Source organism: Streptomyces humi, from assembly GCF_001005085.2.
GTDB classification, from domain to species: domain Bacteria; phylum Actinomycetota; class Actinomycetes; order Streptomycetales; family Streptomycetaceae; genus Streptomyces; species Streptomyces humi.
Window position 1 is genome coordinate 42,790 of the sequence record NZ_LBMU02000053.1, and the last position, 22,269, is coordinate 65,058.

22 protein-coding genes are annotated in these 22,269 nt (G+C 72.5%); 13 read left to right on the forward strand and 9 right to left on the reverse strand.

All coding sequences use genetic code 11. From position 1 onward, the window contains the following. Positions 1-110: 110 nt before the first annotated feature. The 4 genes from AAW13_RS24130 (at position 111) to AAW13_RS24145 (ending at position 4,345) form a co-directional block, all read left to right on the forward strand. Positions 111-692: a hypothetical protein gene (locus AAW13_RS24130; RefSeq protein WP_046728344.1), complete on the forward strand. Its 582-nt coding sequence runs from the start codon at positions 111-113 to the stop codon at positions 690-692. Positions 693-776: 84 nt separating this feature from the next. Continuing rightward, positions 777-1,349, forward strand: coding sequence for a hypothetical protein (locus AAW13_RS24135; protein WP_046728343.1), 573 nt, complete (start codon positions 777-779; stop codon positions 1,347-1,349). A 79-nt stretch (positions 1,350-1,428) separates the two neighbouring features. Next, positions 1,429-2,778 (forward strand): MAB_1171c family putative transporter, encoded by a 1,350-nt coding sequence (locus AAW13_RS24140; protein ID WP_240528714.1) that lies wholly within the window; start codon positions 1,429-1,431, stop codon positions 2,776-2,778. After that, positions 2,771-4,345 (forward strand): NAD(P)/FAD-dependent oxidoreductase, encoded by a 1,575-nt coding sequence (locus AAW13_RS24145; RefSeq protein ID WP_046728341.1) that lies wholly within the window; start codon positions 2,771-2,773, stop codon positions 4,343-4,345. The genes AAW13_RS24140 and AAW13_RS24145 overlap by 8 nt, the downstream gene beginning before the upstream one ends. Before the next feature lie 4 nt (positions 4,346-4,349). On the opposite strand, the gene AAW13_RS24150 is transcribed toward AAW13_RS24145, so the two are convergent. Further along, complete coding sequence (locus AAW13_RS24150; RefSeq protein WP_046728340.1) at positions 4,350-5,399, reverse strand: MBL fold metallo-hydrolase; 1,050 nt, start codon at positions 5,397-5,399, stop codon at positions 4,350-4,352. Positions 5,400-5,477: 78 nt separating this feature from the next. On the opposite strand from AAW13_RS24150, the gene AAW13_RS46010 reads away from it, so the two are divergent. The 3 genes from AAW13_RS46010 (at position 5,478) to AAW13_RS24165 (ending at position 7,534) form a co-directional block, all read left to right on the forward strand. Further along, positions 5,478-5,717 carry a hypothetical protein gene (locus AAW13_RS46010; RefSeq protein WP_046728339.1) on the forward strand — a complete coding sequence of 80 codons (240 nt, stop codon included), beginning with the start codon at positions 5,478-5,480 and terminating at the stop codon, positions 5,715-5,717. A 119-nt stretch (positions 5,718-5,836) separates the two neighbouring features. Next, positions 5,837-7,294 (forward strand): aldehyde dehydrogenase, encoded by a 1,458-nt coding sequence (locus tag AAW13_RS24160; protein WP_046728338.1) that lies wholly within the window; start codon positions 5,837-5,839, stop codon positions 7,292-7,294. A 6-nt stretch (positions 7,295-7,300) separates the two neighbouring features. Further along, on the forward strand, positions 7,301-7,534 hold the full coding sequence (locus AAW13_RS24165; RefSeq protein WP_046728337.1) for a ferredoxin: 234 nt from the start codon (positions 7,301-7,303) through the stop codon (positions 7,532-7,534). Between the two features lie 47 nt (positions 7,535-7,581). On the opposite strand, the gene AAW13_RS24170 is transcribed toward AAW13_RS24165, so the two are convergent. Together AAW13_RS24170 and AAW13_RS24175 are read right to left on the reverse strand one after the other, a co-directional pair. After that, complete coding sequence (locus AAW13_RS24170) at positions 7,582-8,208, reverse strand: maltokinase N-terminal cap-like domain-containing protein (RefSeq protein WP_046728336.1); 627 nt, start codon at positions 8,206-8,208, stop codon at positions 7,582-7,584. 452 nt (positions 8,209-8,660) lie between these two features. Beyond that, the gene (locus tag AAW13_RS24175; RefSeq protein WP_046728335.1) at positions 8,661-9,311 is read right to left on the reverse strand and encodes a TetR family transcriptional regulator; all 651 of its coding nucleotides are present in this window, start codon (positions 9,309-9,311) and stop codon (positions 8,661-8,663) included. A 220-nt stretch (positions 9,312-9,531) separates the two neighbouring features. Here AAW13_RS24175 and AAW13_RS24180 point away from each other — a divergent pair, with 220 nt between their 5' ends. From AAW13_RS24180 to AAW13_RS24190, 3 genes are read left to right on the forward strand one after another with little or no spacing between them, the layout of a single operon-like run. Next, a complete protein-coding gene (locus AAW13_RS24180) occupies positions 9,532-10,935 on the forward strand; it encodes a glycosyltransferase family 4 protein (protein WP_046728334.1) in 1,404 nt (467 codons plus the stop codon). Continuing rightward, positions 10,929-11,699, forward strand: a complete 771-nt coding sequence (locus AAW13_RS24185) for a class I SAM-dependent methyltransferase (RefSeq protein ID WP_046728333.1) — start codon at positions 10,929-10,931, stop codon at positions 11,697-11,699. The genes AAW13_RS24180 and AAW13_RS24185 overlap by 7 nt, the downstream gene beginning before the upstream one ends. Next, entirely contained in the window at positions 11,696-12,766 is a 1,071-nt protein-coding gene (locus AAW13_RS24190; RefSeq protein ID WP_046728332.1) for a prenyltransferase, read from the forward strand. The genes AAW13_RS24185 and AAW13_RS24190 overlap by 4 nt, the downstream gene beginning before the upstream one ends. 127 nt (positions 12,767-12,893) lie before the next feature. Here the strand turns inward: AAW13_RS24190 and AAW13_RS24195 are convergent, their stop codons facing one another. Beyond that, positions 12,894-13,181: a hypothetical protein gene (locus AAW13_RS24195; protein ID WP_046728331.1), complete on the reverse strand. Its 288-nt coding sequence runs from the start codon at positions 13,179-13,181 to the stop codon at positions 12,894-12,896. A 137-nt stretch (positions 13,182-13,318) separates the two neighbouring features. Between AAW13_RS24195 and AAW13_RS24200 the strand changes: the two genes are divergently transcribed. Continuing rightward, on the forward strand, positions 13,319-13,885 hold the full coding sequence (locus AAW13_RS24200) for a hypothetical protein (RefSeq protein ID WP_046728330.1): 567 nt from the start codon (positions 13,319-13,321) through the stop codon (positions 13,883-13,885). Here the strand turns inward: AAW13_RS24200 and AAW13_RS24205 are convergent. The 4 genes from AAW13_RS24205 to AAW13_RS24220 all read right to left on the reverse strand — a co-directional run bounded on the left by AAW13_RS24205 (position 13,882) and on the right by AAW13_RS24220 (position 17,702). Further along, positions 13,882-14,892, reverse strand: coding sequence for an LLM class F420-dependent oxidoreductase (locus AAW13_RS24205; RefSeq protein ID WP_046728329.1), 1,011 nt, complete (start codon positions 14,890-14,892; stop codon positions 13,882-13,884). The two genes, AAW13_RS24200 and AAW13_RS24205, sit on opposite strands and share 4 nt — an antisense overlap. A 99-nt stretch (positions 14,893-14,991) precedes the next feature. Further along, positions 14,992-15,807 carry a hypothetical protein gene (locus AAW13_RS24210; protein ID WP_206306269.1) on the reverse strand — a complete coding sequence of 272 codons (816 nt, stop codon included), beginning with the start codon at positions 15,805-15,807 and terminating at the stop codon, positions 14,992-14,994. Between the two features lie 304 nt (positions 15,808-16,111). Then, a complete protein-coding gene (locus AAW13_RS24215; RefSeq protein ID WP_046728327.1) occupies positions 16,112-17,026 on the reverse strand; it encodes an N-acetylmuramoyl-L-alanine amidase in 915 nt (304 codons plus the stop codon). Positions 17,027-17,048: 22 nt separating this feature from the next. After that, positions 17,049-17,702 carry a class I SAM-dependent methyltransferase gene (locus AAW13_RS24220; RefSeq protein WP_046728326.1) on the reverse strand — a complete coding sequence of 218 codons (654 nt, stop codon included), beginning with the start codon at positions 17,700-17,702 and terminating at the stop codon, positions 17,049-17,051. Positions 17,703-17,921: 219 nt separating this feature from the next. Here AAW13_RS24220 and AAW13_RS24225 point away from each other — a divergent pair, with 219 nt between their 5' ends. Further along, positions 17,922-18,974 (forward strand): aldo/keto reductase, encoded by a 1,053-nt coding sequence (locus AAW13_RS24225; protein ID WP_046728325.1) that lies wholly within the window; start codon positions 17,922-17,924, stop codon positions 18,972-18,974. Positions 18,975-19,129: 155 nt separating this feature from the next. Here AAW13_RS24225 and AAW13_RS24230 read toward each other — a convergent pair whose 3' ends face one another. Continuing rightward, entirely contained in the window at positions 19,130-20,875 is a 1,746-nt protein-coding gene (locus AAW13_RS24230) for an MFS transporter (protein ID WP_046728324.1), read from the reverse strand. Positions 20,876-21,054: 179 nt separating this feature from the next. Between AAW13_RS24230 and AAW13_RS24235 the strand changes: the two genes are divergently transcribed. After that, positions 21,055-22,266, forward strand: a complete 1,212-nt coding sequence (locus AAW13_RS24235) for a lipid-transfer protein (RefSeq protein WP_046728323.1) — start codon at positions 21,055-21,057, stop codon at positions 22,264-22,266. The last annotated feature ends 3 nt before the right edge of the window (positions 22,267-22,269 follow it).

Sequence of the window (22,269 nt, forward strand, 5' to 3'; positions counted from 1 at the left end):
CCGCAGTGGACCTTGTCATGTCTGGTGGACCGTACGGGTGATTGGGTAGCCTCGCGTCTGCCCGGCCGAGCGACCGCCGAGCGCCCGTCGACGCGTCCAGGGGGACCTTGGTGAGTGACGCCCATGCCCCGCTGTCCGATGTGCTGGCACGGCTCGGGGAGCTGACCGGACGCCACGGCCGGCTGTCCGAGGTACTGGACGTGGCCGATCTGTCGCAGCGCACCGGCATCCCCGTCGGCGTCGTCGCCGAACTGCTCGCCGGTGGCACCGCACCGCAGACCGGACTCGCCGAACGGGTGCGGCAGCGGCTGGACTTCATTCGCGAGAACCGGCGCAGGCCGGACGGCAAGCGGTACTCGCTGGGCGAACTCGCGGCGATCGCCGGCACCAGCAGGCAGTGGCTGAGCGAGTGGCGCAAGAGCGGCCTGCCGAGCCTCGAACACACCGACCGGCTACGGCGGTTCTTCGAGCTGCCGGCCGGGTTCTTCACCGCCGACGAGCCCGAGGCGCTGTACGAGGCGCTACAGCCGGTGCTCCAGGGCCTGGAGGCCCAGGCCGACCCGCTCTCCCGGCTGCGCGACAGCGGCCTGGTCCGGCTGGCCGCCCGCGCACCCCAGATGAACGCCCGGCAGCTGGCCACGCTCGCCGACCTGGCGGAGCTGATCATCACCTCCGAAGGTGCCGTCAACTAGGCCTGGACCAGAGCGACTTACCATGTCAGGGAAACCGAGACCGATGCCGATGGGAACGCCGACCGCCAGCGAGGACGCCGACGCATGAGCCCGACCCGATCGCCCAAGCGGTTCCTCGCCCAGCTCGTCCGGGACACCGCCCGCACGCTGGAGCCGCCGACCCGGCCCGAGGCGTTCCTGCACGCGCTGTGCGCCACGCTCAGCCCGCGCCTCGACCGTCCGGTCAGACTCAGGTTCCTCACCTTCCCGCCCGGACTCGACGTCTCCGGGATCACCCTCGCCAAGGACGACGAGTACATCGTCGTGGTCGAGAAACGGGCCGCCGACGCCCACAAGTTCGTGATCGCCGGACACGAGATCGGACACATCCACTACGGCACGCTGGACGTCCACTACGACGTCGGCCTGCCCGCCGCCGCGCGCCGGCTGCTCGACCGGTCCGACGAGGACATCCCCTGGGACCGGGTCGTCGCGCTGGCCACCCGGTCGCCGGCCGCCTCCGCCGCCGACGCCGAGTGGGAGGCCGAGGAGTGCGGGCTGCGGCTCGCCGCCAAGTTCCACAAGGTCGTGGGTCCCTACGCGGCGACCGGCCGGTTCTCCCAGGACACCCTCACCGACCGCCTGTCGTCCTCCCTGGGCAACATCGGCGGCCCGTGATGCGCGGGAGGCCTGGCGGCACGGACGCGGGTGGCGCCGTGCCCGGCGCGGTATCGGTGACGCACCCGGGGCGCTTCCGGTGACGGGCCCGCACTGGGACATGGCGGGTTCCTTCGCCGCTTACGCGATCCCGGCCGTACTGATGGCCGTGGCCTTCGTGATCAAGCTGCCGCTGCTCCGGCGCGCCTGGCAGGACCCGATCCTGCGGGCCACCGCACTGCTCCTCGGTATCGGCGCGCTCATCTTCGCGTCCCTGCCGCCGGGCAACCTGCACCGCATCAACGAGGTCACCGGCGTGCCCAACTTCGCCGGCGTCTGGGTCTACTCGCTGCTCACCGCGTACTGCGGCGCCTGCCTCTGGCTGATCATCACCTGGCGTGAGCCGCCGTCCGCCGTCCGGCGCCGCAGGACCCGGCTGGTGTGGATCGCGTACGCCGTCATCATCGTCGGCCTGTGGGTGACCTTCGCGCTCGGCGACCACCACGTGGAGCGGCTGCGCGACCTGGACACGTACTACGCCAACACCCCCTGGATGCGCGAGCACACGATGCTCTACCTGGTCGCGCACATGGTCTCGGCCGTGGTCGCCGCGGCCATCCTGTGGGCCTGGTTCCAGGAGGTCGCCGACAAGTGGCTGCGCCGGGCCGTGGTCTGCCTCCAGGTCGCCTACGCCCTCGGGTTCATCTTCGACGTCGCCAAGGTCGCGGCGATCGTGGCGCGTTGGGCGGGCCGTGACTGGGACTACCTCTCCACGTACGTGGCCCCGCCGTTCGCGATCGCCGAGGCCTTCCTGGTCTCGGTCGGCTTCATCGCGGGGCAGGCCGGCCCGTACTGCGACGAACGCCGGCGCCTGTGGCGCACCCACCGCAGCCTGGAGCCGCTGTGGCGGGAGATGCTGACGGTCGGCGCGTCACCGGCCCCGGCCACCGGCCGCGTCTCGGGCGCCGAACTCCGTCTGGAACTGCGCCGGGCCGCCATCAACGACGGGCTGCTCAGGCTGTCCCCGTACCTGAGCGGGGCCCGGCGCGAGCGCGCCCGGCGGCAGGCGGTGGCCGCCGGGCACACCGAGTGCGCCGCGCGGGGGATCGCGGGGGCGGTGGACATCCTGGTGGCGGTGGACGCGCTGCGGACCGCCGCGCGGGGCCCGGCCGGCCCGGCCGGGGAGACCCACGACCCCCACGCCTCCGGTGCCCCGCACGCTTCCGGTGCCTCGCGCGGCTCCGGTGCCCCGCACGGCTCCGACACCCCCGACGTGCCCGACAGCGGTCCGCGTCCGCAGGCGCAGCACGCCGCTCATGACGACTCCCCGACCGACCTCCCCGACCGTGAACTGGAGTCCGTCGCGTACGCGTTGCGGGACCACTCGCCCGTCGTGGAAACACTCCGCCGGCAGGCGGCCGCCACAGAAGGTCTCATCACCCATGCCTGACCCCACGTCCGACAGAGCAACCACGGCGGGCCGTCGTACCGCGATCGTCGTCGGCGGCAGCACCGCCGGACTGCTCACCGCGTCGGTCCTCGCCACCCGCTTCGACGAGGTCACCGTCGTGGAGGCCGACCGGCTGCCGGAAGGTCCCGAGCGCCGCAGGGGCCTGCCGCAGGCCCGGCACGCCCACCTCGTGTGGTCCGGGGGCGTGGCGGCCCTGGAGGACCTGCTCCCGGGTGTCACCGGCGAGCTGACGGCGCAGGGCGCCGGACTGATCGACGTGATGAAGGACCTGGTCAGCAAGGCGCCGACGGGACAGTGGTTCCGGCGGTTCACCGACTCCCGGCACAGCATGATCGTGTGCAGCCGGGACCTGCTGGACGCGGTGGTCCGCGCGGCCGTCCTCGGCAGGGGCGGGGTGACGCTGCGCGACGGCACCCGGGTGGCGGGCCTGGTGGGGGACCGCGACCGGGTGACCGGAATACGGCTGTCCACCGGCACCGGCACCGGCACCGGCACCGGCGAGGGTGACGGCCGCGGCGAGGGTGACGGCCGCGGCGCCGGTCGCGGTGAAGGAGGCGGCCGTGGCGAAGGTGCCGGCGGCGATGAAGGTGCCGGCCGCGGCGAGGGTGACCGCCGCGGTGAGGGTGGCGGGGTTCTCCGCGCGGACCTGGTGATCGACGCTACCGGGCGCGCCTCGCAGACTCCGAGGTGGCTCACGGAACTCGGCCTGCCGCAGGTCGTGGAGCGTGTCGTGGACGCCGGTGTGGCCTACGCCAGCCGGGTCTACGAGGCCCCGCCCGCCACCACCGCCCTGCCCCGCTACCCGGTCGTCAACGTCCAGGCCGACCCGCGCGACGCGCCCGGCCGCGGCGGAGTCCTCGTGCCCATCGAGGGCGGCCGCTGGCTGGTCACCGTCTCCGGCACGCGCGGCGGCCAACCGAGCGCCGCCCCGGCCGAGTTCGAGCATTTCGCGCTCACCGGCCTGCGAGACCCCATCATCGGCCGGCTGATAGCGAACGCCAAGCCGCTGACGGACCCGGTGACCACCCGCTCCACCGCCAACCGCCGCCGCTACTACGAGAACGTCCGCTCCTGGCCGGAGGGTTTCGCGGTGGTCGGCGACGCGGTCGCCGGCTACAACCCGGTCTACGGCCACGGCATCTCGGTCGCCGCCCAGAGCGCGATCGCGGTCCGCGAGGTCCTCGACAGGCACGGTCCGGACACCCCGGGCGTCGCCCGCCGCATCCAGCGCGCGGTGGCCCGGCCGGTGGGCAACGCCTGGAACCTGGCCGTCGGACAGGACGCGTACTACCCCGAGGCGGCACCGGAGCCGCCGAAGGCGGTGGAACGCCTGCTCACGGCCTACGTCGACAAGGCGGTGGCGGCCGGCTCGGCGAACCCGCGCGCCCTGCACGGCCTTCTGGACGTGATGAGCCTGATGACCCCGCCGACCAGGCTCTTCGCCCCCGACATGCTCTGGCACACCCTCTTCGGCCCCCGTCGGACCCCCCTGACGGAGGCCCCCCTGTCAGCGGCGGAACGCGAGGCGGCGGGCCTGGAGAGCTGACGGCCTACCGCACCGCCACGTACGTCACCGGTTCGCTGTTCGGCACCGGTTCCGCCCGGCCCAGTTTCACCAGGCGGCGCAGATGGGCCTCGGCCTCCGAGACCGCGATGTTCCGGGAGCCGTAGGGGATCTGCTCCCAGGGGCGGTTCCACTCCATCCGGGTGGCCAGTTCCCAGGGGGTGAGGGGTTCCCGGAGGAGGGCCAGCAGGTCCGTCAGCCGGTCCTCGTGATGGGCCAGCAGTTCCCGGACCCGGCCCCCGGCGTCGGTGAAGGCGTGCTGGTGGGCGGGGAGGACCTCGGCGGGGGCGAGGCGGCCGACGCGTTCCAGGGAGTCGAGGTAGTCGCCGAGGGGGTCGGTCACGGTGGCGTCGTCGGGGTCCTCGTACAGGCCGATGTGCGGGGTGATCTCGGGGAGCAGGTGGTCGCCGGAGAACAGCCGCCCGTGGCCCGGTAGCCCACCGGGGTGCTCCTCCTCCAGGTGCAGGCAGACATGGCCCGGGGTGTGCCCCGGCGTCCAGATCGCCCGGATCCGCCGGCCGGGCAGGTCGAGCAGCTCGCCGGGGACGATCTCGCGGTCGGGGAGGGCGGGGGAGAGGCCGGGCAGGGACCGCCGACGGCCGCCGCGCAACGGCGCGACGTGCTCCTCGGGTGCCCCGGCGGCCGTCAGCTTCGCCGCCATGTACGTGAACCACCGCTCCGGCCGGGTCTCCCGCGACCGCCGTACGATCGCCGCGTCGGCGGCGTGCAGCGCGACCCAGGCCCCGGAGGCCTCCCGCACCCTGCCCGACAGCCCGTGGTGGTCCGGATGGTGATGCGTGATCACCACCCCGTGCACCTCGCCCACCCCGGTCCCGCAGGCCGCCAGCCCCGCCACCAGCACGTCCCACGACCCGGGGTCGTCCCACCCGGTGTCGACCAGCACCGGCCCGCGATCGGTGTCGACGACGTACACCAGCGTGTACCCCAGGGGATTGTCCGGAATGGGCACGGCCACGGACCGCACGCCCCCGCCGAGGTCCCGTACCGCCGCCGACCCGCCCCGACTGTCCGTCATCAGCCCGCCTCCGCGCCCGCCCGTCCCACGGCCACCGCTCACTATAACTAGAACTGGTTTCACATCGGACGGCGTGCCGTGAAGTTCCGGCTTTCCGCGGCCGCGTCCGTCGCCGCGATCCGGTACGGCACGTCCGGGCGGAGCGGCCCGGCGGGCGCGCCGGGGTCGTCGAAGTCGCCGTCCCGGTCCCGGGTCACGTCGGGCCCGATCCGGCGGGACCTGGGCGTCGTCCGGCCGGCCCGGCTCGCCCGCCTGTGCCGCAAGGCGCCGCCGGAACCGACCCTGAACGAGGGCGAACGGCTTCCCGAGCCGGTCTGACACCTGCCCTCACCGGTGGCGAAACCGCTGGTGAGGGCCTATTCGGTCCCGCCCCTGGCTTACTTGAACTAGAACTGGTATCAGTTCTGAGACATCGTCAGAAAGGGTGGCGGGGCGCCATGACCGAGTTCCTGGAGCACGGACAGCTGTTCATCGGCGGGGAGTTGACCGACCCCCTCGGCAAGGACGTCATCGAGGTGGTCTCCCCGCACACCGAGGAGGTCTTCGGGCGGGTGCCGCACGCCTCCCGGGAGGACGTGGACCGGGCGGTGGCGGTGGCGCGGCGGGCCTTCGACGAGGGGCCCTGGCCGCGGATGTCGCTGGACGAGCGGATCGAGGTCGTCACCCGGATCAAGGACGCGATCGCCGTGCGGCACGAGGAGATCGCCCGGGTGATCTCCTCCGAGAACGGCTCCCCGTACTCCTGGAGCGTCCTCGCCCAGGCGCTCGGCGCGATGATGGTCTGGGACGCGGCGATCAGGGTGGCGCGCGACTTCACCTACGAGGAGACGCGCGACGGCGTGCTGGGCAGGATCCTGGTGCGGCGGGAGCCGGTCGGGGTGGTGGCGGCCGTGGTGCCGTGGAACGTCCCGCAGTTCGTCGCCGCCGCCAAGCTCGCCCCCGCGCTGCTCACCGGCTGCACGGTGGTGCTCAAGCCGTCCCCGGAGTCCCCGCTGGACGCCTACATCCTGGGGGAGATCACGAAGGAGGCCGGGCTGCCGGACGGGGTCCTGTCCATCCTCCCGGCGGACCGCGAGGTGAGCGAGTACCTGGTGTCGCATCCCGGCGTCGACAAGATCTCGTTCACCGGCTCGGTGGCCGCGGGCAGGCGCGTGATGGAGGTCGCGTCGAAGAACCTCACCCGGGTGACCCTGGAGCTGGGCGGCAAGTCGGCGGCGGTGGTGCTGCCGGACGCGGACGCGTCCGCCGCCGTCGCCGGGATCGTCCCGGCCGCCTGGATGAACAACGGCCAGGCGTGCGTCGCCCAGACCCGCATCCTCGTCCCGCGCTCCCGCTACGACGAGTTCGCCGAGGCCTTCGCGGCCGCCGCGAGCGCCCTGAAGGTCGGCGACCCGCTGGACCCGGCCACCCAGGTCGGACCGCTGGTCGCCCGCCGTCAGCAGCAGCGGAACCTGGACTACATCCGGATCGGGCTGGAGGAGGGCGCGAAGATCCTCACCGGCGGCGGCCGTCCGGCGGGCCTGGACAAGGGCTGGTACGTCGAGCCGACCCTCTTCGGCGACGTCGACAACTCCATGCGGATCGCCCGGGAGGAGATCTTCGGCCCGGTGATCTGCCTGCTCCCCTACGGCGACGAGTCGGAGGCCCTGAAGATCGCGAACGACTCGGACTACGGGCTCAGCGGCAGCGTCTGGACGGCGGACGTGGCGCACGGCATCGAGGTCGCGCGCCAGGTCCGTACCGGCACCTACTCCGTCAACACCTTCAGCCTCGACATGCTCGGACCGTTCGGCGGCTACAAGGACTCCGGTCTCGGGCGGGAGTTCGGGCCCGAGGGCTACGGCGAGTTCCTGGAGCACAAGATGATCCATCTGCCGGCCGGCTGGGAGGCGTGACGGACCATGGGTGACCGCTGGCACGTCGAGGTCGACCGGTCGATCTGCATCGGCTCGGCCCAGTGCGTCCACCGCGCCACCGGGGCCTTCCGTCTCGACTCCGCCATGCAGTCCCACCCCGTGGACCCGGAGACGGACGCCAACGGCCGGGTCCTCGACGCCGCGGAGAACTGCCCGGTGGAGGCGATCACGATCACCCTGCTGGACAGCGGGGAGCCGGTCTTCCCGCCGGAGGACTAGCGGGGTCGGAGGACTAGCGGGGTCGGAGGACTAGCGGCGTCGGAGGACTAGTGGGGCCGGAGGGCGGCGAACAGGCCGCGGGTGCGGGTGTCCGCGGAGTGTTCCCAGACACCGGTGACATGGCCGACCGCGTCCTCGGGCGGTGTCGAGCCGGGCGTCAGCACCCGCCGCAGCGCCAGCACCAGGCCGGTGTCCGGCACGGCGAACTCGGTGCTCTCGTCGGTGTCGACGGGGGCGCCGAGGCCGGGCAGCGGGCTCTCGCCTTCGTACCCGCGGGCGACCTCGTGGTCCGGCGTGTCGGTGAGGCTCTGGGCCTGCGCCTGGGCGCGCCCCTCGATCAGGGCGAGCAGCCCCGCCGTCAGCACGGGGTCGTGGCAGCCGTCGTAGGTCCAGCGAGTACCGAGCACCCCGTGCTCCATGGTGCCGACGAACGCGTGGTCGGCGCCCTCCAGGGGCGCGCCGCGATAGGTGAGCGGCACGAGGTACGCCCCCGACTCCTCGGTGACGACCATGAACTCGATCCCGACCTCGCCCGCCGGATCGTCCAGCCGGAACCCGCCGGCCTTCACCGGTTCCGGTGCGGCGGAGCCGCGGTACCAGGGGCGGGTCGGAAGCCAGCCGGCGAGGAGTTCGACCTTGGTGGGCTTGAGGGTGGTGCGGTGGATGAGTGCCATGGGGGAATTCTCGGGCCGGGCGCGGCGACCTCGCCAGGGACTTTCCGGTGACTGATACCAGGAGAAGCAGAAAAAATCCAGCTTTGGGGTGGTTTATCTGGCTTCATGCGTTCTATGCTGTTAACAGCCTACGAGGCGAGTGAGGGAGTCCGAGCGGAGTAGCCGACGCAGGCGTGACGCAGATGCAGAAGCATCCGCCGGTGCCGACGTCGACGGTCGGGCTGAGAGGCCGGAAGGCAGTGGTTGAGCCGTACGGCGACCCCTACCACCTGATCCGGACCATACCGGCGAAGGGAACCCGTCTCGTGGGTCTTCGCATGCCCGGCCTTCGCGTGCCCCCTTCGCATGCCCGGCCTTCGCGTGCCCCCTTCGCATGCCCGGCCTTCGCGTGCCCCCTTCGCATGCCCGGCCTTCGCGTGCCCCCTTCGCATGCCCGGCCTGCCTTCGCGCCCCTAGCGCCCCTGGCTTTTGTTCCCCTGCGCCGCGCCCGGCTCCGTCAGGTCGATCAGGCGGCACACCGTCTCGATGTCGATCTTGACCTGGGCGATGGAGGCGCGGCCCGAGAGCCAGGTGATCAGCGCCGAGTGCCAGGTGTGCTCGATGACGCGGACGGCGGAGAGCTGGGCCGGGCTCGGGTCGGTCAGACCCATCGCGTCCAGGATGATCGCCGTGGTCTGCCGGGAGACCTGGTCGACCTCGGGGGAGACGCTGCGGTCGGCGAAGGTCAGGGCCCGGACCATCGCGTCGGCGAGGTGCGGCTCGCGTTGCAGGGCCCGGAACGCCCGCATCAGGGTCTCGGCGACCCGCTCGGACGCCGTCTCGCCCGCCGGCGGCTTCTTGCGCAGCGTGCCGTGCATGTGTTCCAGCTGGTCCTGCATGGTCGCGACCAGCAGGTGGACCTTGGACGGAAAGTAGCGGTACAGGGTCCCCAGCGCGACCTGGGAGGACTCGGCCACCTCGCGCATCTGCACCGCGTCGAAACCACCCCGGCTGGCCAGTTGCGCGCTCGCGTGCAGGATGCGGCGGCGCCGGGCCTCCTGGCGCTCGGTGAGCGGGGGTGAGGCCGGCCGGGCGCTGATGTCCACCTTGGCTTCCGCAGGCATGGGTCCCGTCCGTGACAGTCGGTGAGGGCAGTGCTCAGGGCGAGTGATCAGACAGCATGGCAGGGGTTCGCGTCGTGGCGCGAATCACCTGATCCACTGCTCACTCCGCCCCTACCTGCCGGTAGATTCAGAGCCTCCTGAACGATCAAGTCTGTAACTTGTTCTAGATTAGCGTCCCGGCGTAACCTCGCGGGAAAGTGCAGGGAGAAGGGGGCCCGGAGTGACCGCTGAGGCCAGGCGGGCGGGTACCAAGGAGGAACCCGCCGCCGACGGCGAGCGACCGCTCGACATCGCGCTCCTCACCTATAAAGGGAACCCGTTCTGCGGCGGCCAGGGCGTCTACGTACGCCACCTGTCGCGTGAGCTGGCCCGGCTCGGCCACCGGGTCGAGGTCATCGGCTCGCAGCCGTACCCCGTCCTCGACGTCCTCGACGAGGGACACCCCGGCCTCACCCTCACCGAGCTGCCCAGTCTCGACCTCTACCGCTCCCCGGACCCCTTCCGGACGCCGAAGCGGGACGAGTACCGGGACTGGGTCGACGCCCTCGAAGTGGCGACCATGTGGACCGGCGGCTTCCCCGAACCGCTGACCTTCTCCCTGCGTGCCCGCCGCCATCTGCGCGCCCGCGCCGGGGAGTTCGACGTCGTCCACGACAACCAGACGCTCGGGTACGGGCTGTTGGGGGACATCGGCGCGCCGCTCGTCACCACCATCCACCATCCCATCACCGTCGACCGGCAGTTGGAGCTGGACGCCGCCGAGGGCTGGCAGCGGCGCTACTCCGTACGGCGCTGGTACGCCTTCACCCGGATGCAGAAGCGGGTCGCCCGCCGGCTGCCCTCCGTGCTCACCGTCTCCGGCACCTCCCGCCAGGAGATCGTCGACCACCTCGGCGTCCGCGAGGACCGCGTGCACGTCGTCCACATCGGCGCCGACACCGACCTCTTCGCGCCGGATCCCGCCGTACCCCAGGTACCGGGCCGGATCGTCACCACCTCCAGCGCGGACGTCCCCCTCAAGGGTCTCGTGTACCTCGTCGAGGCCCTCGCCAAGGTACGGACCGAGCACCCCGCCGCCCACCTCGTGGTCGTCGGCAAGCGGCCCACCGAGGGGCCCGTCGCCCAGGCCGTGGAACGGTACGGCCTCGGCGGCGCCGTCGAGTTCGTGAAGGGCATCTCCGACGCCGAACTCGTCGACCTGGTCCGCTCGGCCGAGGTGGCCTGCGTGCCCTCGCTCTACGAGGGCTTCTCGCTGCCCGCCGCCGAGGCCATGGCCACCGGCACCCCGCTGGTCGCGACCACCGGCGGCGCGATCCCCGAGGTCGCCGGAGCCGACGGCGAGACCTGCCTGGCCGTACCGCCGGGCGACGCCGACGCGCTGGCCGCGGGGCTCGGCAGGCTGCTGGGCGACCCGGAGCTGCGGGCCCGGCTCGGCCGGGCGGGCCGGGAACGGGTGCTGCGCAAGTTCACCTGGGCACGGGCCGCGGAGGGCACCGTGGCCCGCTACCGCGAGGCCATCGCCGGCCGCCCCGCGGCGCGTCCCGCGCCCACGACCCCCGGCCGCCCGGCGGCCGCCCCCCTCGCAGACGTTGCATCCACTCCCGAAAGCAGGGCCACGTGCTGACCGTCGACTTCTCCCGGTTCCCGCTAGCCCCGGGCGACCGCGTCCTGGACCTGGGGTGCGGGGCCGGCCGGCACGCCTTCGAGTGCTACCGGCGCGGCGCCCAGGTCGTGGCCCTCGACCAGAACGGCGAGGAGATCCGCGAGGTCGCCAAGTGGTTCGCGGCGATGAAGGAGGCCGGTGAGGCCCCCGCCGGCGCGACCGCCACGGCCATGGAGGGCGACGCCCTCGCCCTGCCCTTCCCCGACGAGTCCTTCGACGTCGTCATCATCTCCGAGGTGATGGAGCACATCCCCGACGACAAGGGCGTGCTCGCCGAGATGGTGCGGGTGCTCAGGCCGGGCGGCCGGATCGCGGTCACCGTGCCGCGCTACGGCCCCGAGAAGGTCTGCTGGGCGCTCTCCGACGCGTACCACGAGGTCGAGGGCGGCCACATCCGCATCTACAAGGCCGACGAACTGATCGGGAAGATCAAGGAGGCCGGGCTGCGGCCGTACGGCACGCACCACGCCCACGCGCTGCACTCGCCGTACTGGTGGCTGAAGTGCGCGTTCGGCGTCGACAACGACAAGGCGCTGCCGGTGCGGGCGTACCACAAGCTGCTGGTCTGGGACATCATGAAGAAGCCGCTGGTCACACGGGTCGCCGAGCAGGCGCTGAACCCGGTCATCGGCAAGAGCGTCGTCGTCTACGCGACCAAGCCGCACCTGCCCGCGGCCGGCACCGGCACCGGTGCCACGTCGGACGCCGGGGTGGCCGCCAAGTGACCACCCCCCGGACAGAACACCTCGTCCTGCCCGGGGTCCTCACCGCCGAGCAGGCCGCCGCGACCGTTCGCGGCATCCTCGCCGTGCAGCGGGAGGACGGCGCGATCCCGTGGTTCCGGGGACACCACCTGGACCCCTGGGACCACACCGAGGCCGCGATGGCGCTGGACGCGGCCGGCGAGCACGAGGCCGCCGAGCGGGCGTACTCCTGGCTCGCCCGGCACCAGCACGAGGACGGCTCCTGGTACGCGGCCTACGCCGACGGCGCCCACGACGACGTCACCGACCGGGCCCGCGAGTCCAACTTCGTCGCCTACATAGCCGTGGGCGTCTGGCACCACTACCTCTCCACCGGCGACGACACCTTCCTCGACCGGATGTGGCCCACCGTCTACGCGGCCGTCGAGTGGGTGCTGCGGTTGCAGCAGCCGGGCGGCGAGATCGGCTGGCGCCGCGACGACGACGGCACGCCCGCCGACGACGCGCTGCTGACCGGGAGTTCGTCCGTCCACCACGCGCTGCGCTGTGCCCTCGCCATCGCCGAACAGCGCGAGGAGCCGCAGCCGGACTGGGAGTTGGCGGTGGGCGCGCTGCGGCACGCGATCCGCAGGCACCCCGAGCGGTTCCTGGACAAGGACCGCTACTCGATGGACTGGTACTACCCGGTCCTCGGCGGGGCGTTGACCGGCGCGGAGGCGGGCGCGCGGATCGCGAAGGACTGGGACCGGTTCGTGGTGCCCGGGTTCGGGGTGCGGTGCGTGGTCCCCAACCCGTGGGTGACGGGCGGGGAGTCGGCGGAACTGGCGCTGGCGCTGTGGGCGGTCGGCGAGTCCGACCGGGCGCTGGAGATCCTCCAGTCCATCCAGCACCTTCGGGACGCCGAGTCGGGGCTGTACTGGACCGGGTACGTGTACGAGGACGACGCGGTGTGGCCGCGGGAGCTGACGACGTGGACGGCGGGGTCGTTGCTGCTCGCCGTCGCCGCGCTCGGGGGGCATGACGCGACGTGTGCGGTGTTCGGGGGCGGGGAGCTTCCGAACGGGCTCGAGGTGGATTGCTGCGCCTAGTGGGGCGGGGGGAACGGCGGTGGCGCGGGTGCGGGTGCGTCGTGGTTGATCGCGCAGTTCCTCCCCCGGCCTTCGGCCGGGGGCACCCCCAGCGCCCCTGGCGGGGCGCTGCACTGACCGGGCTTTCTCAGTGGCGGTGCATGCGGTTCGCTATCGCGTGGCCGATGAAGAGGTAGACGACGGCTGCCAGGCCGTAGCCCGCCACCACCCTCGCCCAGGCCTCGTCGAAGGTGAACAGGTCGCGCGACCAGCCGGCGAGCCAGGCCGCCGTGTCATGGACGAACTGGACCAGGCTGTTCGCCCGGTTCGCGTCCAGCAGATACATCAGGATCCAGAGGCCCAGGATGAGGGCCATGACGTCGGCGACGACCGCGACGACCCTACCGGCCTGATTGGCACCGCGTTCAGAGGACATGTCCTGCGGTTTGCCGCCGAACGGTCCTTGAAACCTGTAACGCGTCGCCCCGAGTGGCGAGGTGCCGCCATCTGGGTGAGGCTGCCGGAGGAAGCATCCGCTCGGGGAGGACATCGAGAGACACACGGGAGGACCCCGTGCCCGTACCGATACGGCGCCTCGTCGTCGCGCTGACCGTCTGCTGCGCCCTGGTCGCGGGCGCCACCGCCTGCGCCGGCAGCACCCAGAGCAAGTCGACCGACACCGGCATGGCGGCGGTCCCCGTGGCCGACACGCCCAGCCCGAGTACGTCCGCGGAGAAGCAGAAGTTCGCCAAGACCCGGTTCGTCGCGAACGCGGGCCTGGCGGCCGGAGCGACCTACCAGTGGATCGTCAAACCCTGGAAGGCCGGCAAGTTCAAGAAGGGCGCCCACGGCCGCACGTTCACCCTGATCAAGGCCGGAGCCGCGGGCGCCTTCGCCTACAACCGGCTCAAGGCCGCCAAGCGGAACGCCCAGGGTGACCCGCTGCTGTCCAAGGCCATCGCGCCGCTGACCGCCGGCATCGACGCGCTGAAGGACCTGCCGGCCAAGCTCCGCAAGGGCGACGGCAACGCGGCGAGCGCGTTCGACGACGTCATCAACAAGGTGAAGCAGGCCGGCGCCGGCGCCGGCGCCCCGGTCACCGACCAGGTGCCGTCGGCCGGCCAGCTCACCGGGGGCTAGGAGTTCAACTCCGCCAGCACCCGCAGGGTGTGGGGGTCCGGTGCCACGGCCAGCAGGTCCGTCACCGGGCCCTTGCGCCACAACTCCAGCCGCTCGGCGATCCGTTCGCGGGGTCCTACCAGTGAGATCTCGTCGGCGAACGCGTCCGGCACCGCCAGCACCGCCTCCTCGCGGCGCCCGGACAGGAACAGTTCCTGGATCCGCCGCGCCGCCCCCTCGTACCCCATGCGTGCCATCAGGTCGGCGTGGAAGTTGCGGGCCGCGTGCCCCATCCCGCCGATGTAGAAGCCGAGCATGGCCTTCACGGGCAGCAGCCCCTCGGTCACGTCGTCGCAGACCCTGACCTGGGCCATGGGCGCGACGAGGAAGCCCGCCGGCAGGTCCGCCACCGCCGGCCCGTACACCTCGGGCCGGCTGGGCGCCCAGTACAGCGGCAGCCAGCCGTCGGCGATCCGGACCGTCTGGGCGACGTTCTTCGGCCCCTCGGCACCGAGCAGGACGGGCAGGCCGGCACGGAGCGGGTGGGTGATCGGCTTCAGCGGCCTGCCCAGCCCGGTGGCGTCGGGGCCGCGGTAGGGGTGGGAGTGGAAGCGGCCCTCGGAGACGACCGGCCCCTCCCGGCGCAGCACCTGCCGTACGACGTCCACGTACTCCCGTGTCGCGGTCAGCGGGGACCTCGGGAACGGGCGGCCGTACCAGCCCTCGACGACCTGCGGCCCGGACAGCCCGAGCCCCAGCAGCACCCGGCCGCCCGACAGGTGGTCCAGGGTCAGCGCGTGCATCGCCGTGGTGGTCGGTGACCGGGCCGCCATCTGGGCGACGGCCGTCCCCAGCCGGATGGTCGACGTCCGCGCGGCGATCCAGGTGAGCGGGGTGAACGCGTCCGAGCCCCAGGACTCCGCCGTCCACACGGAGTGGTACCCGAGCCGCTCCGCCTCCCGCGCCAGCGGCACATGGTCCGGGGAAGGACCGCGCCCCCAGTAGCCCAGTGCCAACCCGAGTCGCATGACCGCCTCCTGACGTACCGTCAGACAGTTGCCGGGCGACTGTACGACAACGGCCCCCCACCCGGAAGGGCGAGGGGCCGTACGTGCGGCTCGGGCAGGTCAGCCGCGCTGGATCCCGGAGGTGTCCTGGAGCACGCCGCGGCGGCCGTCCTGGGTCTGGGCGACCAGTGCGGCACCACGCTGCTCGACCGCCAGGTACCAGGTGCCGGGCGCCAGTTCGGCGATCGGCGCGGTCGAGCCGTCCTCCGCGAACAGCGGCCGCGCCACCGGCACGGCGAACCAGAACGGCGAGAAGTCGGCGGCCGGCGGCTGCTGCTGGGCGGCGGGAGCCGGGGGCTGCTGCTGCCCGAACGGCTGACCCGGCTGCGGCTGCGCACCGTACGGCTGACCGGGCTGCGGGGCGGCGGCACCCGGGTAGCCGTAGCCGCCGGGGGGCTGGGCGCCGTAGGGCTGGGGGGCCTGCGGCTTGGGGGCCGGGATCAGGGCCGCCTGGAGGGCGGGGACCAGCGCGGTGGCCACCGCGGCCGCGGCCAGCACGAGCGCCCCGATCAGGCCGAGGATCAGACCCGAACCCGCGCCCACGTCAAGGCTCTTGAACTCGTCGGTGAACGGGCCCAGCGGGTCGATGGTCGACCAGAAGGCGGTCCACAGCGAGAACACGGTGAGGCCGACGCCGATCTGGCCCAGGTCGAGTCCGACGACCTTGAACGGCTGTGGCAGTGCGCGGGACAGGACGATCAGGACCGCGCCGGCGATACCGCCGACGTACATGCTCATCACCAGGCCGAGGTTGTCCCAGGCGTTCGGGGCACCGCTGCCGGACTTGTCGAACGTGTCGAGGAACGACGCGATGAACAGCAACACCGCTGCTCCGATCACCACGCCGTCGCCTCTAGTGAGGGAGCGGATATTCACTTCAGGTCCTTCGTAGGTCGTCTCGTCGGCGGAGGAGGCGTCACACGGGCCCCTCATCGTAGAAGGACACTATCGCCCGGACGATCAGGGTGTCCGCCCGGACCAGCGCGCGATTGCCCACCCGTGCAGGAAACTCACGATTTCCTCAGAGATCCCCTGCGCTGCCTGCTGCCGCCCGGCACCGCTGGTCGACGGTGCCGCGTACTTGCTACCCCGCGCGGCGCCGCCCACGGCGAACACCGCCGGAACCGTTGACAGATCGAGACCGCCCGGCGGCCGGACGGTGGGGCCGGCCGCGGGTCCGTCACGCGCCGCGCAGGAAGCCCGTGATTCCGTCCGAGATGCCCTGCGCCGCCTTCTGGCGCCAGGCGCCGCTGGTCAGTCGGGCCGCGTCCGTGCTGTCGCGCATGTTGCCGCACTCGATGAACACCTTGGGAACCGTCGACAGGTTGAGGCCGCCGAGGTCCTTGCGCACGTCGAGCCCGGTGCCGCCGCCCACGTAGTTGGACGGAGCGCTGCCGGTGACCGCCGCGAAGTCCTTCTCGACGCGCTCGCCGAGGGTGCGTGAGGAGGCGACGATCGGGCGGGTGTCGGCGCCGCCGGCGTGCACGGACGCGGGCAGGATGACGTGGAAGCCGCGGTCGCCCTCGGGAGCGCCGTCGGCGTGGATGGAGATGGCCGCGTCGGCGTGCGCGTCGTTGCCGATCTGCGCCCGCCGGGTCACGCACGGCCCCCAGGCGGGACGGTCCCCGTCGTGGGTGAGCTTCACGGTGGCGCCCTGCCGCTCCAGCAGGGTCCGCAGCCGGTGCGCGACGTCCAGGGTGAACCGGGCCTCGCTGTAACCGGCGTTGGTGGAGGTGCCCGTGGTGTCGCACTCCTTCCAGTTCGTGCCGATGTCCACCTTCTGGTTGATCTCGGACGTGTGCTGGAAGTTCCCCGGGTTGTGCCCCGGGTCGACGACCACGACCTTGCCCTTCAGCGGCAGGGCCGGCGCGGTGGGACTCGGCACCTTGGCGTCGTCGCTCGCCGAGGCGGGCGCCGACCGGGTCGTCGACCCGCCGGTCCGCCCGGCGTCGCTCCCGCCGGGCTTGCCCACCCCCTCGTACACCACCCACCCGAGCAGTGCGCCGGGCACCAGCGCGGCAAGACCGACGGCGACCGGCGCCCGCCGGGGCCGGCGCTGCTGGGGAGGATCGAATTCCGGGCCTGAGTACGACACGTCTGCGACTCTAACCGCGCCCTCAGATCCCCGCCCCCGTTCGCCGCAGGACACGCAGCGAGTCGTGGGCGGCGATCTCGGTGAACGCTCCCGATTCCAGGGCGCGGAGGTAGACGCGGTACGGGGCCTGGCCGGTGAACTCGTCCGCCGGGTCCGGGAAGACGTCGTGGATGAGCAGGAGGCCGCCTTGGGCCACATGGGGGGCCCAGCCCTCGTAGTCGGCGGTGGCGTGCTCGTCGGTGTGGCCGCCGTCGATGAAGACCAGGCCGAGGGGGGAGTTCCAGAACGCGGCGATCTGCGGGGAACGGCCGACGACCGCGACCACGTGGTCCTCCAGGCCGGCCCCGTGCAGGGTCCGCCGGAAGGCGGGCAGCGTGTCCATCAGCCCGAGCTGCGGGTCGACCGTGTCCGGGTCGTGGTAGTCCCAGCCGGGCTGCTGCTCCTCGCTGCCCCGGTGGTGGTCGACGGTGACCGCGGTGACGCCGGCCGCGCGGGCCGCGTCGGCGAGCAGGATCGTCGAGCGCCCGCAGTACGTCCCGACCTCCAGCAGCGGCAGACCGAGCGCGCCCGCCTCGACCGCCGCCGCGTACAGCGCGAGGCCCTCGCCGACGGGCATGAACCCCTTCGCCGCCTCGAACGCGGCCTGGATCTCGGGCTTGGGTGCTGCCGCGGTCATGGCTCCCTTTCCTCGGGTCACTCGTCGCAAGGTCACTCGGCGCACGTACCGTGCGGTCCGGGCACCCATGCTGCCGCACGCTCCGCCCGGTGCCCGACAGGGGGTGGCGCGCAGGTGCCCGCCGGGCCCGCGCACCGGCCGGGAACTGGCTCTCAAGCGCACTCCAAGTCCTACACTGACGCCGCCAATCCCCGCCCCCTCCCGTGACGGAGCACCGGTATGCGCTATCGAGTCCTCGGCAGGACCGGCATCGAGGTCAGCACCCACTGCCTCGGCACGATGATGTTCGGGGCCATCGGCAACCCCGACCACGAGGACGGCGCCCGGATCGTCCACGCCGCCCTCGACGCCGGCGTCAACTTCGTGGACACCGCCGACATGTACTCGGCAGGCGAGTGCGAGGAGATCGTCGGCAAGGCGCTCAAGGGCCGGCGTGACGACGTGGTGCTCGCCACCAAGGTGCACTTTCCGCTGGGGGAGGGCCGCAACCGCAGTGGCAACTCGCGCCGCTGGATCGTCAGGGCCGTCGAGGACAGTCTGCGGCGCCTCGACACGGACTGGATCGACCTCTACCAGGTGCACCGCCCCGACCACACCACCGACGTCGAGGAGACGCTGTCCGTCCTCAGCGACCTGGTGCGGGCGGGCAAGATCCGGGCGTTCGGCAGTTCCACGTTCCCGGCCGAGGACCTCGTGGAGGCGCACCATGTCGCGGAGCGGCGGGCGCTGATGCGGCTGCGCACGGAGCAGCCGCCGTACTCGATCCTGGCGCGTGGCGTAGAGCGGGCCGTGCTGCCCACCGCGCGGCGCCTGGGCATGGGTGTGCTGACCTGGTCGCCGCTGGCCTCGGGATTCCTCTCCGGTACCCATCGCGAGGGCCGGCCCGTGGACTTCGGCACCGGCCGCGCCAAGCTCACCCCGCACCGCTTCGACCCCGAACTGCCGGGCAACGCGGCCAAGTACGCGGCCGTGGAGCGACTCGTCGCGCTCGCCGCGGAGACCGGCCGCACCCTCCCGGAGCTGGCCGTCGCCTTTCCGCTGGTGCACCCGGCCGTCACCTCGGTGATCATCGGGCCGCGCACCATGGACCAGCTCACCGCGCTGCTCAAGGGGGCGGACCTGGAACTGGACGACGCGGTGCTGGACCGCATCGACGAGATCGTGCCGCCCGGGACCGACCTGTACCGGGCCGACGGCGTCTGGCAGCCGCCGTCCCTCACCGAACCCGCCCGGCGCAGGCGCCCGGCCGGAGACCGATCGGCCGCGGACTGAACCGCCGGCCCGGGGCGCATGCGGCACCGCTCTGCCGCCGGTCTCCTCCGGCCCCTGGGCGGCCCGTCCCGGAGAACGGCGGCGGGCGGTACCCCACCGAGTGGGGTACCGCCCGCCCTGGGTGCGGAAGAACCGGGGCCGTCGGTCCCGTGTCGTTACGCCGGGACCGTCTCGCCGGGCAGTGACAGGTCCAGGTCGACCGCCCGCTCGTCGCCCGCGTGCGTCGCCGACGACGCGTGCGGGCCGTGTCCGGCGGCCTTCGCGGCCAGCACGTACGCCCCCTCGGCCGGTACCGCGAGCGCGTACGTCCCGTCCGCGGCGGACAGCGTCGCGCCCGCCTGCCGGCCGCGCCGGTCGATCAGCGTCACCTTCGCACGGGCCACCGGCACCCCCTCGGCGTCGAGGACCCGGCCGCGGAAGCCCCGCAGGATCTCCTCGGCGTCGGCGAGCACGGCGGCGTCCTGCTCGCTGCTGGCCTGCGGCCGCGCGCCCAGGGCCGGCCGGTTCTGCCTGGGCAGGAACAGCGCGAGCAGCAGGCCCACCGCCACCGCGGCCGTCGCGATCAGGAAGGAGACCCGGAAGCCGTGCATGGTCGGGACGGCGACCCCGCCGACGTGGTTCGCCGTGTTGGCCAGCACCATGCCGATGACGGCGCTGGAGACGGACGTGCCGATGGACCGCATCAGCGTGTTCAGGCCGTTCGCCGCACCGGTCTCGGACGCCGGGACCGCGCCGACGATGAGCGCCGGCAGGGAGGAGTAGGCGAGGCCGATGCCGGCGCCGAGGACGACCGCGATGACCGCGCTCTGCCAGGGCGCGCTCATCAGGCCGAGGCCCGCGCCGTAGCCGATGCCGATGATCAGCATGCCGAGGATGAGGGTGAGCTTGGGGCCGTACCTGGCGGACAGCCGGGCGTAGACCGGGGCCGTGAACATCATCGTCAGGCCGAGCGGGGCGACCAGCAGGCCCGCGACGACCATCGACTGGCCCAGGCCGTACCCGGTGGCCTTCGGGAGCTGGAGCAGCTGCGGAAGGACCAGCGAGACGACGTAGAAGCTGACGCCGACCATGATCGAGGCGAGGTTGGTGAAGAGCACCGCCGGGCGGGCCGTGGTGCGCAGGTCGACCAGCGGGGCCTTGTGGCGCAGCTCGAAGACGCCCCACAGGAGCAGTACCGCGACCGACGCGCCGAACAGGCCGAGCGTGGTGCCCGAGGACCAGCCCCAGTCGCTGCCCTTGGTGATGGGCAGCAGGAGCAGCACCAGACCGGCGGACAGGCCCAGCGCGCCCAGCACGTCGAACGAGCCCCGCGCGCGCATCGGGGACTCCGGTACGACCAGCAGCGTCAGGGCTATGGAGAGCACACCGAGGGCGGCGGCGCCGTAGAACAGGGCGTGCCAGTCCATGTGCTGCGCGACCAGCGCCGCGGCGGGCAGCGCGAGGCCGCCGCCGACGCCGATCGAGGAGCTCATCAGGGCCATCGCCGAGCCGAGCTTCTCGCGGGGCAGCATGTCGCGCATCAGGCCGATGCCCAGCGGGATCGCGCCCATGGCGAAGCCCTGGAGGGTACGGCCGGCGATCATCGTGAGCAGGTCGCTGGTGAGGGCGCTGACCAGCGCGCCCACCACCATCACGGCGAGGCTGAGGATCAGCATCCGGCGCTTGCCGTAGAGGTCGCCGAGGCGGCCCATGATCGGAGTGGCCACGGCGCCCGACAGCAGCGTCGAGGTGAGGACCCAGGTGGCGTTGCTGGGCTCGGTGCCCAGCAGCTGTGGCAGATCCTTGATGACCGGGACGAGCAGGGTCTGCATCACCGCGACCACGATGCCCGCGAAGGCGAGGACCGGGACCACGGCCCCGCTCGCGCCCCGGGCGGGCTGGTCGGTCGTCGTGTGCGTCATTGAGTGAGGCCTCCCGATTGGTAAGTACCGGCTAAACCTCGTATGCACAGGCAACTATTCCGTTGCTTCGAGCTGCTAACGAATCCTTGACCCTCCCATGGGTTTCTGACCTGGCGTCAGGGTCTGGTCTGTTGGTGGAACGTGTTCTAATCTCCCGCGTCATGAGTGCCGTGAGCGCCATGAAGGCGTATGTCGCCGGGGTCGGGATGACCAAGTTCGAGAAGCCCGAGACCCGGGACTGGCAGTACTGGGACATGGTCCGGGAGGCGGCGGGCTCCGCCCTCGCCGACGCGGGGATCTCGTACGACGATGTGGAACAGGTTCCGATCGGCTACTGCTTCCAGCCCTCCACGGCCGGCCAGCGCGCCGTCTACGAGCTGGGTCTCACCGGGATCCCCGTCTACAACGTCAACAACAACTGCGCCACCGGCGCCACCGCCCTGATGCTGGCCCGGCAGCTGGTCGAGGGTGGTGCCGCCGACTGCGTCCTCGCCGTCGGCTTCGAGAAGATGAAGAAGGGCTCGCTCGGCGGCGGCGCCGACGGGGGCGACTTCTCGGCCTCACCCGTCGCCCGGCACTACGGGATCATGGCCGCCCGGCACGGCTTCGAGATGACCCCGCCCACCGCGCAGATCTTCGGCGACGCGGCCCGCGAGCACATGGAGCGCTACGGCACCACCGAGGCGCAGCTCGCCGCGGTGGCCGCCAAGAACCACCGGCACTCGGCGGACAACCCCTACGCCCAGTTCCAGGACGTCCACGACGTCGCCGGCGTCCTTGCCGCCCCCACCGTCCACCGCCCGCTCACCAGACTCCAGTGCTCGCCCACCTCCGACGGCGCGGCGGCGGCGGTCGTCGTCTCCGAGCGGTTCGCCGAGCGCCGCGGGCTCACCGGCGCGGTCGAGATCGTCGCGCAGGCCATGACCACGGACACCGGTGAGTCCTTCGCGTCGGGCTCGTGCATCGACGTCGTCGGGCAGCCGATGTCCCGGGCGGCGGCCCGCCGGGTGTACGACCGCTCCGGCCTCGGCATCGAGGACGTGGACGTCGTCGAACTGCACGACTGCTTCTCGGTCAACGAGCTGCTCACCTACGAGGCGCTGGGCATGTGCGCGGCCGGCGAGTCGGGCAAGCTGGTCGAGTCCGGCGCCACCACGTACGGCGGGCGCTGGGTGGTGAACCCCTCCGGAGGGCTCATCTCCAAGGGGCATCCGCTCGGCGCGACCGGGCTCGCGCAGACCGCCGAACTGGTCTGGCAGCTGCGCGGCACGGCGGGGGACCGGCAGGTCGAGGGGGCCAGGGTGGGGCTCGCCCACAACATCGGACTGGGCGGCGCGGCGGTCGTCACCCTGCTTCGGGCGACGACCCCGGCCTTAGGGCCCAGGGCCTAGGAC